The organism is Paenibacillus ilasis, assembly GCF_043195395.1.
GTDB classification, from domain to species: domain Bacteria; phylum Bacillota; class Bacilli; order Paenibacillales; family Paenibacillaceae; genus Paenibacillus_AQ; species Paenibacillus_AQ lautus.
This window is the reverse complement of record NZ_JBHDJG010000002.1, coordinates 466,349-483,047: the sequence shown is the minus strand read 5'-3', so window position 1 is coordinate 483,047 and position 16,699 is coordinate 466,349. Positions and strand designations below refer to the sequence as shown.

Sequence of the window (16,699 nt, the reverse complement as noted above, 5' to 3'; positions counted from 1 at the left end):
AGGGTATAATAATGAAAAAAGTAATGGCTTGTCTCGGTTTAGCCGCTTGTATGCTTTTCCCCTTGGGTGCTCCGGTGCACGCGCAATCAGCCCAAGAGGACATCCATGCAAATGAAAAAAAACCAAAAGCAACCTTTCAAGTGATCAGTGACCTGCATATTAGGGATACATCGTTCTCTCATAACAAGCTTTCGAAAGCGCTTCACGACCTGCATTCCATTGACCCGCTGGCGGATGCTTTGGTCATCAACGGAGATATAACGAATAACGGTTTTCCCGAAGAATATGCAAAGGCTCGCGAGCTTCTTGATCAATCGCCTAAACCGATGAATCTGTATATGACCATTGGGAATCATGAGTTTTTTAATGGAGCTGGAAATGAAGTGAACACCCGTCGGTTCGCAGACTTTATCGAAGAGGAGCATGTGTATTTCGAGAAAATGGTGAAAGGCTATCCTTTTATATTCCTTGGCTCTGAAAGCTGGGGGCCTGTCGATTCTCCCGCCAAAGACGATGCCTATCTGAGCGACGAGCAGTTGAATTGGCTGGAAGATACTTTGGAGAAACGCAGCCAGAGCGAAAAGCCTATGTTTGTTTTTCTTCATCAGCCCCTTTCCGCCGTATATGAAGCAGCAGAAAAGCGTCTAACCGATCTCTTCTCGAAGTATCCGCAAGTTATTTTATTCTCTGGACATACCCATCGGGATATGCGACTTCCAAATATTAATCTAACACAGAATGAATTTACGAGCATCAATACAGCTTCTGTCTATTATACAACCTTCGCACCGACAGTAAACTGGGACGAAAGCCAAGGATTGTATGTGCAAATTTACGATGACAGGGTCGTAGTCCAAGGACGTGACTTTTACCGTAAGCAATGGATTCCCGAAGCGCATTACACGATTGATGTCCAATCGGCAACCACATTTTCTTATCGTAATCTCTACGTTATTCCGGGTGAAACCGCCCTATTAACCACGAAATTTACAAATTATGGACAAAACACAATCGAGGCCATCCAATTGGACTTAACGGCCCCTGATGGTTGGAGTGTAGAGGCAGTGACGGATCCTCTGGTCACCCATCTTTCGCCTGGAAGTTCGATTGAAACAGATTGGCGTGTGACGCCCCCTGATACTGCTGAGCCTGGATTCGCAAAATTAGATGCAGCCGTCTCATTTGAATATGGAGAAAATAATAAGCAAACAGAATGGAGTGCCGACTCTATAGTCTGGATACCAGAACGGCTCCCAGCTGCCGATTCTTATGTAAGTGATGTGGAATGGATTCATTCCGCAAATCATTGGGGGCCTGTAGAACGGGATCAAAGCAACGGTGAAAAAGCAAAAGACGACGGAAAAACCATAACGATTGGCGGCGTAGAATATACGAAAGGCTTAGGTGTGCATGCGAATGCTGAGATTGCTTATTATATAGGCGGCAGCTTCTCTACATTTACTGCAGATATCGGAATCGATGATGAAGTGGGAAATAGAGGATCGGTCGTCTTTCAAATTTGGGCAGACGGCGAGAAGGTCTATGACAGCGGGCTTGTTACCGGATCTGATTCCGCCAAAAAAGTTCATGCTGATATCTCCGGCGCAAACGTACTGAAACTGGTCGTCACTGATGGCGGAGACGGCACTGGCTACGACCATGCGGATTGGGCAAATGCCCATATTGCCAGATCCGATGTAAACAGCTAGAAAGGCTAATAAAAAGGGTTAAAAGGCACCCCATTTCCGGTCATTTCCGGATTTGGGGTGCCTTTTGCATACCTTGAATTACATACGAATCCCACAGGATTCGTTGCGTGGTCCCTCCTTTAGCTCCTCTGCCGGGCAAAAGCTATTCGAATAACGGTACCTGCGGATCCTTCCCGTTACAATGAACCAGCATCGCATGCAGCTGTCCTCTGTGGTGATACATATGCGCCACGATTTCGAGCAGCCATTCGTACCTCGAATAGGTGACACCCCAGTAGGACGTCATCTCCTGATGGAGCCCTTCTTCCGTCATCTCTCGATAAGCCTGCTCCAGATAAGAATAGTTGCTTAATAATTCAGCCTGTAAATCCTTCAGGTTATTTAACGATACACCTGCATAATAGGCGCTCATCTCCTCTTGCGTGGCTCCTCCGGATATGTAAAAATCGGCCCGGCAGATTACGGCGATATGCTTGAGCAGCTCTCCAACGGAATGCTTGCCCTCCGTCGGCTTGACGAGCAGATCCGCTTCATCCAGCCTATCGATGATCGCGACAATCGAGACGACAGCCACCTCAATCTGATGTAAGGCATATGTACAATAGGAATTCATATGTTCTCTCCAATCCAATATGTATACACTAATATGTTCGAACTCGCTCCATCATTATAGAACATACGTTCCTCATATTTCAACAAAAAAACAACCTGCCCCTTAAACACTAAGAGACAGGTTGTTCCGCCATACGTCTTATGACCGATCAGCCAACGAGATGAAATCCTGTTGTGTTCTCAAGCACTTCCACGTGGAACGCGCTGCTGCCGTCAGCCTCGCGCACGACGCTAACCGAAAGGTGCCCGTTTCCGATCGCAATCTTCTCGGCCTTCAGTTCGTTCATCCCTTCCGGAAGGAACGGGGACAACGCGATTTCCTTCTTCGCCCCGTTCGGATACAATCCGAGCATCGCCTGCAGGAAGACGATCGAGGTTCCGGCCGCCCAAGCCTGCGGCGAACAGGTTGTCGGATACGGAACCGGATGGCCCAGCTTCGCATCATGCCCGCAGAACAGCTCCGGCAGACGCTGGTACTCAAAATGAGCCGATGCCTGCAGCAGGCCGGAAATCACCTTCCCCGCCTCCTCCTTGAACCCCTGCTTGCCGAGTCCCAGCAGAATCATCGCATTGTCATGCGGCCATACGCTGCCGTTGTGGTAACTCATCGGGTAATATCCGGCGGAGTCCGTGCTCATCGTGCGGATGCCGTAACCGTTAAACATGTCGCTTCTAAGCATCCGCTCGGCTTGCGCCTTCGAGCGGCTCTCTTTCGGCAAACCGCTCATGAGCAAATGCCCGGGATTCGAGGACACGCTGCGTACCTGGCGCAGGTCCTTATCCAGCGCGATGGCGTAACACTGCTCATCCTCCATCCAGAAGCTCGCTTCGAAGCGGTTGCGAAGCTCCTCGGCTTCCGACTCCAGCTTGCGGGCCAGTTCCGGCTCGCCCAGCTCCGCGAAGACGGGTACCAGCGACTGCTTCGCTTGATACACGTAACCCTGGACCTCCGACAGTGCGATCGGGGATTCCGCATACTCGCCCTGCTCATGGATGATCGAGTTGGCGGAATCCTTCCAGCCTTGGTTCGGGAAGCCTTTCTCGGCTTCCTGCTTGTAGGCCATGAAGCCGGAGCCCGCTTCCAGCGCGGCATCGATATAATCCAGTGCCCGCAGCATGTTCGGCTTGAGCTCCTCCGCCAGGGAGAGATCGCCCGTCCAGCGGTAATACTCGCCGATCAGCGCCAGGAACAGCGGCGTGGAATCGATGGTGCCGTAGTACGGCGAGAACGGGGACTGATTCGTCGTGACCAGCTCTCCGTAGCGAATCTCATGCATGATTTTGCCCGGCTGCTCATCCCGCCAAGGGTCCGTCTTCTCGCCTTGATAAGCCGCCAGCGTTCTCAAGGTTCCTTTGGCAAGCTGCGGGTTCACCGGAAGCATGAACAGCGCCGTGATCAAGCTGTCTCTGCCGAATGGAACCGCGAACCACGGCAGTCCCGCGACCGTTGTATCACCGAAGCCCACATCGGTCGTCAGCATGCGCAGATCCTGCAGTCCTCTCTGGTACAAGCCGCTGAACAGCGCGGAATCCGATTGGACCCGCGAGCTGTTCGCGTACCAAGCTTCATAGGAGGCTTCGAGTTTCTTCAGCCCCTCTTCGTAGGTCAGCGGCGTCCCTGCGGAATGCTGCTCCGTCATCGGCGTGACAAAGAACGTAATCACCTTCTGCTCTTTGGCTTTCAGGGACAAAGGGAACGAAACATTCCCGGCTTGATCCATTTGGCCGCCGTCCGCATCCCAAGCAATGCGCGTCTGTCTTCTCAGGTTGTCAGCGCCGACATAAGCCAGTGTCATCTCTTGATCGCCTGTCTGTATACCCTCCATCTTGCCGACTTCCCCTGTACGGTATTTGCGCACCAGGAACATATCCTGAAAATCGGCATCAAAGGACGCGGCAAACTCGATATTCGAATCGGTCACAAAGTAATTGGTCAGCGTGCAGCGCTCATACAGGACGCCATCATAGATGAAACGCTCCCGAAGTACTTCAATCGCCCCTTCATCCTTGGCATCCTTCATCAGGCGGAAGGAGGCCACATAGCTTTTATCCCCCGTGGAGGACAGGAGCGAAGGCTTCTGGCCATCGATGAACAGCTCCATGCGGCTCAGGAAACGGGTATCCTTCGTATACAAGCCATGGCCCTGATCGTCCCCTTGGACGATATCTCCGTTAAGTCCAGTCAGAAAGAATAAATCTCCTTCTTTAATTACACGGTAGTCCATGTATAAATCCCCCTTTGATTCCGGTTTATTCAACAACCGCAAGCTCAGCCTGCAGTCCTTCTTCCGAATGCGGTCCGACCCAGACATGGAACTTTCCGGGCTCTACCGTAAAATCAAGCCTTTCATCCAACAGCCCCAGCTCTTCACGTCCCAGCGTAAAATGTACCTCCCGGCTTTCACCCGGCTGCAGCTGTACCTTGCGGAATCCCTTCAACTCTTTGACCGGCCGGGTAGAGCTTGCCACCAAGTCGCGGATATACAGCTGCGCGGTCTCCTCGCCGGCTCTGGATCCGGTATTCGTTATGCTCACGGATACATGCACGGTCCCGTCCCGGCCAATTTGATGCCGATCCAGCTGCAAATCCGTATATTCGAATGTTGTATAACTGAGGCCGTACCCGAACGGATACAGCGGAGCATCGTCGCAATCGATATAATCTTCGTACAAATGAGGACGTCCGGTATTCTTCCGGTTGTAATACATCGGAATTTGGCCCGTTGCGCGCGGAACGGTAACCGGCAGGCGACCGCTCGGATTGTGAGCGCCGGTCAGCACGTCCACAAGCGCAAGGCCTGTGGCGGTTCCCAAATGCCAAGCTTCCACTACGGCGTCTGCATGTTCATGCAGCCATGGAGTGACAAGCGGACGGCCGTTCATCAGCACGACGACGATCGGCGTGCCGGTCTGCCGTTTCAGCTCCTGAATCAATCGCTCCTGACAGGAGGGAAGCGTAATCGAGGTCACATTGTAGTGTTCGCCCGTCATTGCTTCGGATTCACCCACAACGACTACGGCGACATCACTCTGTCTAGCGAGCTCCACAGCCCGTTCCACTCCCCCATCCATTTCCTCCAGAATCCCGCTGCCCTCCTCGTAGAACACCTCGGCCTTCGGTGCGATTTCCGATTGAAAAGCGTCCCATACCGTGACAACGTCCTCATCCCGGCCTTTCCAAGCCCAGCAGCCCATCGAGTTGTGGCGGTCATCGGCCAGCGGCCCGATCAAGGCCAGCTTTTTGTGCTTAGCGGTATCCAGCGGCAAAATCCCGCTGTTATTCTGCAGCAGCACGATCGATCTCCGGGCGCTGTCCCTGGCCTGAGCCAGATGTGCCGCAGGAATGGCTTGCCCTTTCAGCGGATCTCCGGCTTCTTCTGCGTCTTCGCTTACATACGGGTTCTCGAACAATCCGAGGCGGATTTTCACCCGCAATATGCGAAGCACCGCATCATCCAACAGCTTGAGCAGCTCAGGGTTATCCTGGACCAGCGCCTCCAGATGATCGAGATAGACGCCGGAATGCATGTCCATGTCGACCCCGGCGTTCAATCCCTTCCGCGCGGAATCCTTCCGGTCTTCCGCATAGCCGTGGTAGATCAGCTCTTCGATCGATTCCCAGTCGCTGACCACCATGCCGTCAAAGCCCCACTCCCGCTTCAAGATATCCCGCAGCAGATAACGGCTTCCTGAAGCAGGAACCCCGTTCAGTTCGCTGAAGGCGCTCATCACGGACAGAGCCCCTGCCCGAATCCCGTGCTCAAACGGCGGCAGCACGGTTTCCCGTAGCGTCCGCTCCGACATGTCCGTCGTATCGTAGTCCCGGCCGCCTTCAACCCAGCCATAACCGGCAAAATGCTTCACGCATGCCGCTACCGTCGGGTAGCCATCCTTATCCGGACTTTGAAATCCTCTAACTTTCGCGGCAGCGGCCAGGGAGGACAGATAGGCATCCTCCCCCGTACTCTCCGCGATGCGGCCCCAACGGGGATCACGCGTGATGTCCACCATCGGGGCAAAGGTCCAGCGGATGCCTTCCGCCGCGGCCTCTATTGCCGCCATGCGTGCGTTTTTCTCCATCCCTTCGAGATCCCAGCTGGCGGCTTCCCCGAGCGGAATCGGAAAGATGGTACGAAAACCGTGAATGACATCGTCCCCGATGAGAAGGGGAATCCCCAGCCGCGTTTCCTCCACGGCCAGCCGCTGGAGCTCGTTGATCTTTTTCGGACCAAGCACATTCAGCAAGGACCCGATCCTGCCTTCGGCAACCAGCTTCAGCTCCTGCTCCTCGCATCGGCCGTACTGCACCGTTTGACCGATCTTCTCGGTCAAGGTCATCTGCGCGAGAATGTCCTTTGCGCGCTGTTCCACGTTATCCATGTCTAATCCCTCCCGATGCTTCTTTATCAGCCTTTGACCCCGGCGTTCGAAATCCCCTCGATATATTGACGCTGGAACAGGAAGAAGAACAGGATGATTGGCAGCGTGGACAGCACGACCCCGGCCATAATCATCGGCGTATTCTCAAAGAACATATCCTTCACGCTGTTCAGACCCACAACCAGCACATACATTTCCGGCGTATTCGCCAGCGTGCTCGGAACGAGGTAACTGTTCCAGGTTCCGGCAAAAGCAAGAATCGACATCGTAATCAGCGATGAACGGGCCAGCGGATACACGATCCGCCAGAAAGCACCCATCTTTGTCAGGCCATCCATCCTCGCAGCCTCCAAAAACTCATTCGGAACCGAGATAAAGAACTGACGAAGCATGAAGATGTACAAGCCCTGATACAGGAAAGGTACCGTTAACCCCCAGAACGTGTTCAGCCATCCAAGCTGTGCCACATTCACGTACACCGGGATCAGGATCATATGGTAAGGCACCATCATGGTAGCCACGACGATCCAGTAAATCAGGCCTTTCCCCTTGAAATTCAGCTTGGCTAGCGCAAAGCCGGCCATCGGGTTAATGATCAGGTTCCCGATGACAACGACGCCGGTCATGATCACGGTGTTCAGAAACCATCTCGGCACGTTGTACGCATCGTTCGTGAAGAAGATTTTAAAGTTCTCGAACGTCCAGTTTGCCGGCGACGTCAGTGTATTGACGTGGCGCATCGGGATGATGGACGTATAGATGGTATAGAGAAAAGGAAGGGCGAATAAGAGCCCCAGAATGATCGTGCCGATATACAGAAACAGCCGACCATTGTTCGTACGGGTCAACATTACTCTCACTCCTTCTCATCCAAGATTTTTTTTTGCAGGTACGTAATCAGCATGATGATCATGAAGAACAGCACCACCGCCGCGCTTCCGTAACCAATGTTCATGTAACGGATCCCGTGCTGGTAGAAATACGTGACCACCGTACTGGTAGCGCCCGCAGGCGAACCGAGTGCGCCATACCGGGAAATCGCCGCAATCTGGTCGTAGATCTGGAAGCCGGCAATCGTCGATACCGACACGATGAAGAACGTGATCGGCTTCAGGAACGGCACCGTAATGTAGCGGAATTTGTTCCACTTGGACGCTCCGTCAATCTCGCCCGCTTCATACAGATCCTTCGGAATTTCCTGCAGACCCGACAAATATACAATCATGGTGAAGCCCGCTTGCTGGAAGATAAACAAAATACATACGAATAAGAGCGCATAGTGGGTATCCGCAAACCATGTCACATTCCCGAAGCCCAACGCTCCGAAAAATTCCGTTAGAAAGGTTCCCTGCTTAAACAGCATCATGAATACGGTTGTGATCGCGATTTGCGAGGTGATATACGGAATGAAGAATACCGTCCGAAATATCCCCTTGCCCTTCAGCTTCTGATTGACCAGGATGGCCAAGAGCAGACCGAGGACAGTCTGAATCGGAATCGAGATGATCACAATTTCCAGGGAATGAAGCAGCGCCCGGAAGAATTCTTTATCTTGAAGTATCGTTACATAGTTTTCCAGGCCGATGAATTTCGCCTGGTCCAAGGCAGCGAAATTCGCATCCTGAAAACTTCTTACGAAAGACTGGATAAATGGATAGAGAAACCACCACGCCCACAATATCAAAAAGGGCAGTGAAAACAACCAGCCCAGCGTCTTGTCGGAGTCTGCCAACGAACGGAACCAGGATTGCCTGATCTTGTTTCCTTTCAAATCAGCGTGCTTGCTGCTGTAATCGGACATAAGTTATCCCCCACTCCCATACTCAATTTGGATGGATCACGAAAATACCCCCACAAAGTGGAGCCTATGCTACGTTGCTTATTCCAAATACTTTGCGGGGACCCCAAAAAATTTATAAATTCTAGTATGTGAACAAAGGCTCCCGCTCCCCTGAGAACAAGGAGCGGGAGCGGGTGTTGCCTTTTTTTATTTGAATTGGCCTTGAATATCGTCGAGAATTTGCTGAGCCGTTTTACCGGAGCCGCCAAGAATCAAGCCTTCCAATTCTTTAACGAGCTCATCCGTGAAACGCTTGGTATCTGTCGGATAACCATAGTCTGTGCTGTACTCCAGCGCAGGCTGCAGCGCCTTGAATTCAGGGTTTTTCTCGAAGTACTGCTCGGACAATGAGGCTACCGCCGGATTGAAGCCAAGCTCCATGAATGCGGTTTGCGTATCGTCATTGGTCATGTAATAAGCAGCTTTGAGCGCAGCTTCTTTGTTCTTCGCGTCTTTCAGTACCATGTAAGCGTCAGAGCTCATGGTGCTGCCGTTGGTTGTTCCTTTTGGTACCGGAATAGCTACCATTTTGAGGTCCGGATTGGCATCCTTCAGGTAACCTTTGTACCAGTAACCACCTGTACTCATAGCCCCCTGCTCGTTGCTGAATACTTCGCCGTCCCAGCCAAAGCCAAGGGATTTAGGAGTTACAGCAAGTCCCTGATCATACATATCGATGATCATTTCCAGCGCTTTTACGTTCTCTGGGGAGTTGATGGTCTCACCGTTACCCCAGCCGCCGCCGAAACTCTTCACGTAGTTCGTAATATGGAAGGCATCCAGATTGACGATGATGCCCTTCACATCCCCCTTGTTCAGTACTTTCGCTGCTTCGATCACTTCATCCCAAGTGGCTGGGTACTCGCCGAGGCCAGCATCTTTCCACATTTGCTCGTTGATGAAGAACATCGCAGGCATATCACTGTTAGGCACACCGTATTGTTTTCCATCCACGTTCCAGATGTTCTTCGATGTATCCGGGAAACGGTTCATGTCGACGCCCGTGGCTTGAACCAGGTCATCGATTGGCGAGAACAATCCTTTGTTGATGTACTCGTAAGCACCTTCGTTGGACATTTTAATGAAGTCCGGCGCGACGCCGGCAGCGATTTCACCCGGAAGCGTGTTCCAGAACTGCTCGCTGCTTGGATATTGTTTGATTTTCAGTTCGATCTCCGGATACTGCTCGGAGATGGTGTCCGCGGCTTTCTGATAAATCTCCAAATCCTGCGCCGTACCCCAGAATCCGAAATTCACCGTTACTTTTTCAGCAGCGTCTCCGGCTCCGTTATCTGTATTGTCAGCGCTTTTATTGCCGCCGCAAGCGGTTAAACCAACAACAAGAGCCAGGCACAACACCAGCATGGCTGAAAACTTCTTGTTCCATTTACCCATGATGCTACCCCCCACGTTTCTTTTCGTTTTACCTTGCACCTTCATCATATAGACCCGAGACAATAAAAAAAATTAATCAAATGATGATTAATTTTTTAAAATTGACTATTTTTTTATAAATAGATTGCACTGCAAAGGCGTTTTTATGAAAAATCACACTTTCTTTTCGAATATCACACTTCTTCTTTCCTATACTGTTTAGGAGAAAAGCCCGTGTATTTTTGGAATACAATGGCAAAATGGGCCTGGTTATTAAATCCTACCATCTCGGCAACGTCATAGATTTTGTAGCGGTAGTCCTTGAGCAGCACCTTCGCCTTCTCGATCCGGAGCTCATTAATATAATCGAATAGTCCTTGACCGACCTCTTGCTTAAACAACCGGCTGACATAATTCGGGCTGACATGGAACAGCTCCCCGAACAATTTCAAGGAGAGACTCTCGGGGTAGTGCTCTTCCGTATACTCCATAATATTGCGCGTTAGCTGGCTGTAACCCTTATGCTCCAGCTGATAGCGTTGCTTGAACCGCTCCTCGAACAAGGCCCGGTATGCGGCCGACAGCTGCCCAAACTCATGGATCTCTTCAAAGGCCGATGTTTCTTCTTGAACGTCTCCCCCGTCCGATACGCCCGTGCCCTCCCCGATCATAAACAGCAGACCTTCGTATACCTTGCGGACATCCTTCTCTTCCATGCATTCTTCTTGCGCCAGAAACTTCTCCCACTTGGACAGCAGCTCCATAAACCGGTCGTTGGCTTCTTCCCGGAGCGCAGACTTCATCTGGCCTAAATAGGCATCGGCCTGTTTATAGACATGTTCACCCTTCTGCTTCAGATGCTGATAATAAAAGATCGACGTATCCGGGTGATAAAATTGATGGGATAGTGCCTTGTCCGCTTGCTCGTACCCCGTCCGAATGCCGTCGAAATCGGCAAACCAGTCGCTGATGCCCAGCACGATGTCGATATTGACAAACCGTTTGAGCGCCGAGCTGATCATTTGCACCATTTTATTAACGCGCGTCAACGAGGCCAGCAGGCTCTTCAACTCACTGTTGCTGATGAATACGGCACTGCACTGTTCATCCAGCTGAAGGTACTCGACTTCCTTCTCCGTGGACAGAATCTCGCTGACGACGTTCTGCACCGTATTCGGCAGGATCGACTCGGTTTCCTTGGCATACCTTTTGATGACCGAGTGATAATTTTTGATTCTGAAAAGGACGACATACATATTGCCCTCTTTGAGCCCCGTTTCCTGCAGATCATGAACATGGCCATGGAGAGCGTCATATAAAATCTGCTCCTTCCGGTTGCCCGCTGCATTCGGCCCTATTTGAGCAGGAATCCCCCGGCTCCCATACTGCTCCCGCACGCTCTTCAGCATCGCGGTCAGCTCGCGTTCATTCATGTCAGGTTTGTGGAAATAATCAAAAGCACCCAGCTTCAACGCTTCCTTCACGTACGCAATATCATCAAAGCTGCTCAATACGACCGTTTGAACCGGGAGCTGCCGGTCCTTGATCGACCGGAGCACCTCGATCCCGTCCATTTTCGGCATTTTGATATCCAGCAGTACCACGTCCGGCGCCGTTTCCGTTATCAGACGCAGCGCTTCTTCGCCGTCCCCCGCTTCACCGACAATCTCCACGCCCTGGGCTTCCCAGTCAATCGCCGATTTGATCCCGATCCGAACGAGCGGCTCGTCATCTACTATAAGTATTCGCACTTGCTTATCACCCTGTTTCTTCTGTGATGATCGGAACCCGCAGCCATGCGACCGTTCCGCCATGCTCTCCCCTCTTGATCCACAGGCCGTATTCCGGCCCAAAATGAAGGGATATCCGGTTCCGTATATTGTTCAATCCGATCGAGTTGAAGGTATCCTGCGGACCGCCCTGCTCCACCTTCGCTTGTCCGCCCTCCGGAAAACCGCGCCCGTTATCACTTACTTTCATTATCAGCACATCCGATTCCTCATAAATCGATATGATCAGGCTGCCCTTGTAATCGATGCCTTCAAAGCCGTGGAACACCGCGTTCTCCACAAGGGGCTGAAGCAGAAACTTCAAGGTCCTATGATTCATTACGGCCGGATCCACCTCGTATATGACATCAAATTTATTAAAATAGCGGAAATCGAGAATTTTCGTATAGTTCTCCATGAATTCGACTTCCTCGGCAATGGTCACGTAGTCGCCTTCCTTCTTCACCGTGAACTTGATGACCGAAGAGAAGGCCTGCAGCGCTTCTTCAATACCGGTTGCCCCCTGGATCTTGGCCATCCACTTGATCACGTTCAGCGTATTATATATAAAATGCGGACGGATCTGCGACTGCAGCGCATTCATCTCCAGATTCCGCTTCTCCTCTTCCTCCACATAGATCCGCTCGATTAAATCACGAATTTCGTGCAGCATCTGGTCCACGGTATGGCTGATCACGCCGATTTCGCCGTGCTGCCTCGTATCAAAGCTTACGTCAAGCTGACCTTGGGAGACAAGCTTCATTTTGCTGTTCAGCACCGCCAACGGCTTCATGATCGTGGTGGCGATCCGGGCCGAGATCAGGATGGACAGCACGAGCAGCAGGATCAACGCGCCGATCAAGATGGCGACCATAAGATAAACAATCGAGAACAAATCCTTCTTTGGTATGACCGTAACCGCCTTCCAATTTGCCATGGAAGAGGAAGAAGAAATCATGTAGGTATCCCGATTGATCTGCGTGTTGACTTGGCCGTCCGCGTTATATTGAAAGTCGCTCCCTAATACCTCGGACGCCGCCCGCCCGATTTCCTCAGGGTGAACGCTGTGCACGATATGATCGGTTTCGTCGATCAAGTAAAATTTCGTATTCTCGGAAAATGCCGACTGGCTCCACAGCGTCTTGAGTTTATCCACCGAAATATTAAAGAGGATAAAGCCGAGATCCTCCTTCGTGTACGGGTCCATGATGGCCCTGCCCACCGACACGACCGGCATTCCTTTCGTCGACAGCAGCCGCTCCTTATGAATTCCTACAGGAACAAAGCCGCCGTAGGCTTCCCGGATTTTTTGGACAAAAGGCTCGCGGGTAAACTGATCCTTGAAATAACCGAAGTTCATATATTCCCGGTTGCTTCGGCCGATGATGGACCGGCTGTTCTCGTGATAGATAACCACCGAGTCAATCAAATCGGAATACAGCATGATCCCGCTCTGGATCAAGCCGTTCACTTTATCGAAATCCTGCCCCCGTTCAAGCAATGGATACGTCACCTTGCCGTAATCCTTGCGCATAATGGCGTACACCGTGGAATCCTGAATCGGGAACATGGACAGTCGCAGCAGCGGCTGTAAAGAGGTGTCGATATTTTTAATAATTTGTTTGTTGTTCTCAACGGCGGCATCAATCATCGTACTTCGGTTGTTCTCCACGTAGACCCAGGATACGATGCCCCCGATCAGAAGGAGGGGAACGATGATAAAGGCGGAGAACGCCGCAATCAGTTTTTTCTCCAGACTTAAGTGAAGCATGTTCTGCTTTAGTTTCTTCATGAGTGTCTCTCTCTTCTCGTTGCTCGATAGGATCGTCTTTAACGCGCCGTCCCGCTTATTCGGAATTTTCTCGGCGTCATCCCCGTAAAATTCTTGAATAATTGCGTATAATAACTCTGGCTGCAGAACTTGAACGTAAAAGCAATTTCGGATATCGACTGATTCGTATTGGCCAGCAAATGCTTGGACTCCTCAATCTTCCGCCGATTAATAAAGGTGGTTATGGATACGCCCGTCTCCCGCTTAAAACGATCGGACAGATAGCTCGGGTGGACTTTCAAATATTCCGCAACCCTCTGCAGGGTCAGCTCCTCAAAAATATGCTCCCTAATGTAATAGATCGCCAGGTTCACAATGTGAGAGAAAGACACGTCCTCCTTCTCGGAGCGAATCATCGACACAAACTGCACCAGCATCTCATATTCAAAATGAACCAGCCGCTCCACATCGCTCATTCGCTCGATCTCCAGGATCAGCGTGTCACTTAAATGAAATGCAATTTCAGGATCCACGCCGCCTTTGATAATCGCCCGGGTAAATAAGGTGCAGGACGCAATCAGGGCATTCTTCTTCGACCGAAGCGGATACGTCGCCAGCACAGCCGCTTCCAGCTCGTTAATCTTGCGCAGCATGTCCATGGCTCTATTCTCATCGCCGAAACGGATCGCTTCCAGAAGTTCGTGCTCATAGTCAAACGGGGGATGGATAAAATTCTCACGCAAATAATGCATGCGAGAAGACAAGTAAAAAGGACGGTTTCCCGAGCGTGAAGGCTCTTTCATTATTTCCACACCACCTAAAAATATTGATAAAAACCTTGATATTTTAGTATAACATAACCCCGATTGGCTCTAAAATTCAAGCATAACCATGCTAGGAAGGAAGTGTAGACCATGACCTGGAATATATCAAATCCTGATTTGTCACAGCAAGCCTTGCTGAATATGGAAAGTATTTTTGCACTCGGAAACGGTTACTTGGGTGTACGCGGCAATTTCGAGGAAGGCTACGGAGAGAGTTTGTCCACCATTCGCGGTACGTATCTGAACGCTTTCCACGACGTGATTGAAATCCCTTACGGCGAGAAGCTCTTCGCCTTTCCCGATACACAGCAAAAACTCGTTAACAATATTGATGCCCAAACGGTCCTGATCTATTTAGGCGACGAAAAAGAACCTTTCCGCCTCGATCACGGCATGATCACTTCGCATGACCGACGCTTGCATATGGACAAGGGGTACTCGGAGCGAATCGTGCAGTGGAAATCACCTGAAGGCAAAGAGATCAAGCTGACCTTCCGCCGCCTGGTGTCCTTCACACATCGGGAATTGTTTGCGATCCATGTAAGGATCGAACCGGTTAATTTCAACGGGCAGGTCCGTATCGTCTCCACCGTGAACGGCAACGTGAGGAACTACACTAATGCCAATGATCCCCGGGTCGGAGCAGGACATGCGGAACGGATGACCGTCATCGATGCCGGCGTCAAGGGCAGCGATGCCTATGTTGTTGACGAGACGATGGCGTCCAAGCTGCGCGCTGCCTGCGTGACCCGTCACCGCTTGGATGCCGATGCCGACATTCAGCTCGAAGCTGGAACCGGAGAGGTTACGTTCACGGCTACCCTTCCATTGACCGGACCGATCCACTTTACGAAATACAATCTGTATACCGACAGTCTTCGTCACGGGCAGGAGATGATCGAGCGTGGCATTCAGCTGCAGGAGGAGTTGAAGGATACTTCGTTCGAGGACTTGCTTGCCGGGCAGACCCAGTATCTGAACGCCTACTGGAAATCCGCCGATGTGGTGATTCAGAACGATGGCCAGCTCCAGGAAGGCATCCGCTTCAATCTATTCCAGCTGCTGCAATCCGCCGGTCGGGACAAGCACAGCAATATTTCCGCCAAAGGATTAAGCGGCGAAGGTTATGAAGGCCATTATTTCTGGGACACGGAAATTTACATGTTCCCTGTATTCCTGATGACGCAGCCGGACATCGCGCGACAGCTGCTGCTGTATCGCTATTCCACGCTGGAGCAAGCGAGAGACAGAGCCCGGGAAATGGGCCACCGGCAAGGCGCTCTGTTCCCGTGGCGCACGATATCGGGAACCGAATGCTCCTCCTTCTTCCCATCGGGAACAGCGCAATATCATATCAGCGCAGACATCGCATACAGCTATATTCAGTATTATCTCGCCGAGCAGGACCGGGATTTCCTCTTGTCTTACGGGGCCGAGGTGCTGATCGAAACCGCCCGCTTGTGGGCCGACATCGGCCACTTTTATAACGGCGCTTTCCATATTGATGAGGTGACGGGGCCGGATGAATATACCTGCTGCGTGAATAACAACTATTACACCAACGTCATGGCAAAGCATAATCTGAAATGGGCTGCCAAGAGCTGCGCCATTCTGGAATCCTACGATACGCAAGGCTTCAAGTCCCTGTGTGACCGACTTGGCGTAACCGAGGATGAAATTTCAGCTTGGGCCAAAGCGGCAGATGCTATGCTGCTTCCGTATGATGAAGCACTCGGCATTAACCCGCAGGATGATACATTCCTCCGCAAAGCGGTATGGGATTTCGACAACACGCCGGAGGACAAATATCCGCTGCTGCTGAACTACCATCCGCTGACCATTTACCGTTACCAGGTGTGTAAACAGGCGGATACGGTGCTCGCTCACTTCCTGCTCGAAGACGAGCAAAGCTTGGAAACGATACAGCGTTCCTATGACTACTATGAAGGCATCACGACGCATGATTCGTCCCTGTCCTCCTGCATCTTCAGCATCATGGCCTCGAAGATCGGCAATATGGACAAAGCGTATGAGTATTTCATCGAGACGGCACGCCTTGACCTGGACAATACGCACGGCAACACGAAGGACGGCCTGCACATGGCCAACATGGGCGGTACCTGGATGTCGATCGTCTACGGCTTTGCCGGCATGCGTCTGAAGGAAAGCGGACTTTCCCTCTCCCCGGCCATTCCGAAGGACTGGGAGAAGTATGCATTCCGCCTGAACTTCCGCGGCCGCCTCATCGGCGTATCCATCGAGAAGGACGGCGTGACCTTGGAGATCGTGGAAGGTGATTCCATTGAGATCCAGCTGTACGACGAGGCCGTAACGCTTGAAGCCGGGAAGCCCCTGAAACATGCGCTTCAGAGCAATTCATGATGTTTATGTCTTGAGGTGATTGCCCTCTCTATCCGTAG

11 protein-coding genes are annotated in these 16,699 nt (G+C 51.5%); 2 read left to right on the top strand and 9 right to left on the bottom strand.

The features are described 5' to 3' along the window. Positions 1 to 11 precede the first annotated feature (11 nt). Positions 12 to 1,709, top strand: a complete 1,698-nt coding sequence (locus tag ACETK5_RS22260) for an NPCBM/NEW2 domain-containing protein (RefSeq protein WP_394057920.1) — start codon at positions 12 to 14, stop codon at positions 1,707 to 1,709. A 142-nt stretch (positions 1,710 to 1,851) separates the two neighbouring features. Here the strand turns inward: ACETK5_RS22260 and ACETK5_RS22255 are convergent, their stop codons facing one another. The 9 genes from ACETK5_RS22255 to ACETK5_RS22215 form a co-directional block, all read right to left on the bottom strand. Further along, positions 1,852 to 2,322: a DinB family protein gene (locus ACETK5_RS22255; protein WP_394057918.1), complete on the bottom strand. Its 471-nt coding sequence runs from the start codon at positions 2,320 to 2,322 to the stop codon at positions 1,852 to 1,854. 148 nt (positions 2,323 to 2,470) lie between these two features. Beyond that, positions 2,471 to 4,546: an amylo-alpha-1,6-glucosidase gene (locus tag ACETK5_RS22250; RefSeq protein ID WP_394057917.1), complete on the bottom strand. Its 2,076-nt coding sequence runs from the start codon at positions 4,544 to 4,546 to the stop codon at positions 2,471 to 2,473. A 25-nt stretch (positions 4,547 to 4,571) separates the two neighbouring features. Then, positions 4,572 to 6,701, bottom strand: coding sequence for a glycoside hydrolase family 3 N-terminal domain-containing protein (locus tag ACETK5_RS22245; protein WP_394057915.1), 2,130 nt, complete (start codon positions 6,699 to 6,701; stop codon positions 4,572 to 4,574). A gap of 26 nt (positions 6,702 to 6,727) precedes the next feature. Continuing rightward, complete coding sequence (locus ACETK5_RS22240; protein ID WP_100539881.1) at positions 6,728 to 7,552, bottom strand: carbohydrate ABC transporter permease; 825 nt, start codon at positions 7,550 to 7,552, stop codon at positions 6,728 to 6,730. A 5-nt stretch (positions 7,553 to 7,557) separates the two neighbouring features. Continuing rightward, the gene (locus tag ACETK5_RS22235; RefSeq protein WP_394057913.1) at positions 7,558 to 8,502 is read right to left on the bottom strand and encodes a carbohydrate ABC transporter permease; all 945 of its coding nucleotides are present in this window, start codon (positions 8,500 to 8,502) and stop codon (positions 7,558 to 7,560) included. A gap of 186 nt (positions 8,503 to 8,688) precedes the next feature. Then, on the bottom strand, positions 8,689 to 9,936 hold the full coding sequence (locus ACETK5_RS22230) for an ABC transporter substrate-binding protein (RefSeq protein WP_100539879.1): 1,248 nt from the start codon (positions 9,934 to 9,936) through the stop codon (positions 8,689 to 8,691). Between the two features lie 173 nt (positions 9,937 to 10,109). Then, the gene (locus ACETK5_RS22225) at positions 10,110 to 11,666 is read right to left on the bottom strand and encodes a response regulator transcription factor (RefSeq protein ID WP_100540244.1); all 1,557 of its coding nucleotides are present in this window, start codon (positions 11,664 to 11,666) and stop codon (positions 10,110 to 10,112) included. Positions 11,667 to 11,673: 7 nt separating this feature from the next. Then, positions 11,674 to 13,476, bottom strand: a complete 1,803-nt coding sequence (locus ACETK5_RS22220; protein ID WP_100539878.1) for a sensor histidine kinase — start codon at positions 13,474 to 13,476, stop codon at positions 11,674 to 11,676. A gap of 38 nt (positions 13,477 to 13,514) precedes the next feature. Then, complete coding sequence (locus ACETK5_RS22215; RefSeq protein ID WP_100539877.1) at positions 13,515 to 14,258, bottom strand: helix-turn-helix domain-containing protein; 744 nt, start codon at positions 14,256 to 14,258, stop codon at positions 13,515 to 13,517. A 111-nt stretch (positions 14,259 to 14,369) separates the two neighbouring features. Here ACETK5_RS22215 and ACETK5_RS22210 point away from each other — a divergent pair, with 111 nt between their 5' ends. Next, positions 14,370 to 16,661, top strand: coding sequence for a glycoside hydrolase family 65 protein (locus tag ACETK5_RS22210; protein WP_394057910.1), 2,292 nt, complete (start codon positions 14,370 to 14,372; stop codon positions 16,659 to 16,661). Positions 16,662 to 16,699: the final 38 nt, after the last annotated feature.

Bases quoted from the DNA above. Each gene is read 5' to 3' on its own strand.
- ACETK5_RS22260 (WP_394057920.1), top strand. From the start codon at position 12: ATGAAAAAAGTAATGGCTTGTCTCGGTTTAGCCGCTTGTATGCTTTTC.
- ACETK5_RS22255 (WP_394057918.1), bottom strand. From the start codon at position 2,322: ATGAATTCCTATTGTACATATGCCTTACATCAGATTGAGGTGGCTGTC.
- ACETK5_RS22250 (WP_394057917.1), bottom strand. From the start codon at position 4,546: ATGGACTACCGTGTAATTAAAGAAGGAGATTTATTCTTTCTGACTGGA.
- ACETK5_RS22245 (WP_394057915.1), bottom strand. From the start codon at position 6,701: ATGGATAACGTGGAACAGCGCGCAAAGGACATTCTCGCGCAGATGACC.
- ACETK5_RS22240 (WP_100539881.1), bottom strand. From the start codon at position 7,552: ATGTTGACCCGTACGAACAATGGTCGGCTGTTTCTGTATATCGGCACG.
- ACETK5_RS22235 (WP_394057913.1), bottom strand. From the start codon at position 8,502: ATGTCCGATTACAGCAGCAAGCACGCTGATTTGAAAGGAAACAAGATC.
- ACETK5_RS22230 (WP_100539879.1), bottom strand. From the start codon at position 9,936: ATGGGTAAATGGAACAAGAAGTTTTCAGCCATGCTGGTGTTGTGCCTG.
- ACETK5_RS22220 (WP_100539878.1), bottom strand. From the start codon at position 13,476: ATGAAGAAACTAAAGCAGAACATGCTTCACTTAAGTCTGGAGAAAAAA.
- ACETK5_RS22215 (WP_100539877.1), bottom strand. From the start codon at position 14,258: ATGAAAGAGCCTTCACGCTCGGGAAACCGTCCTTTTTACTTGTCTTCT.
- ACETK5_RS22210 (WP_394057910.1), top strand. From the start codon at position 14,370: ATGACCTGGAATATATCAAATCCTGATTTGTCACAGCAAGCCTTGCTG.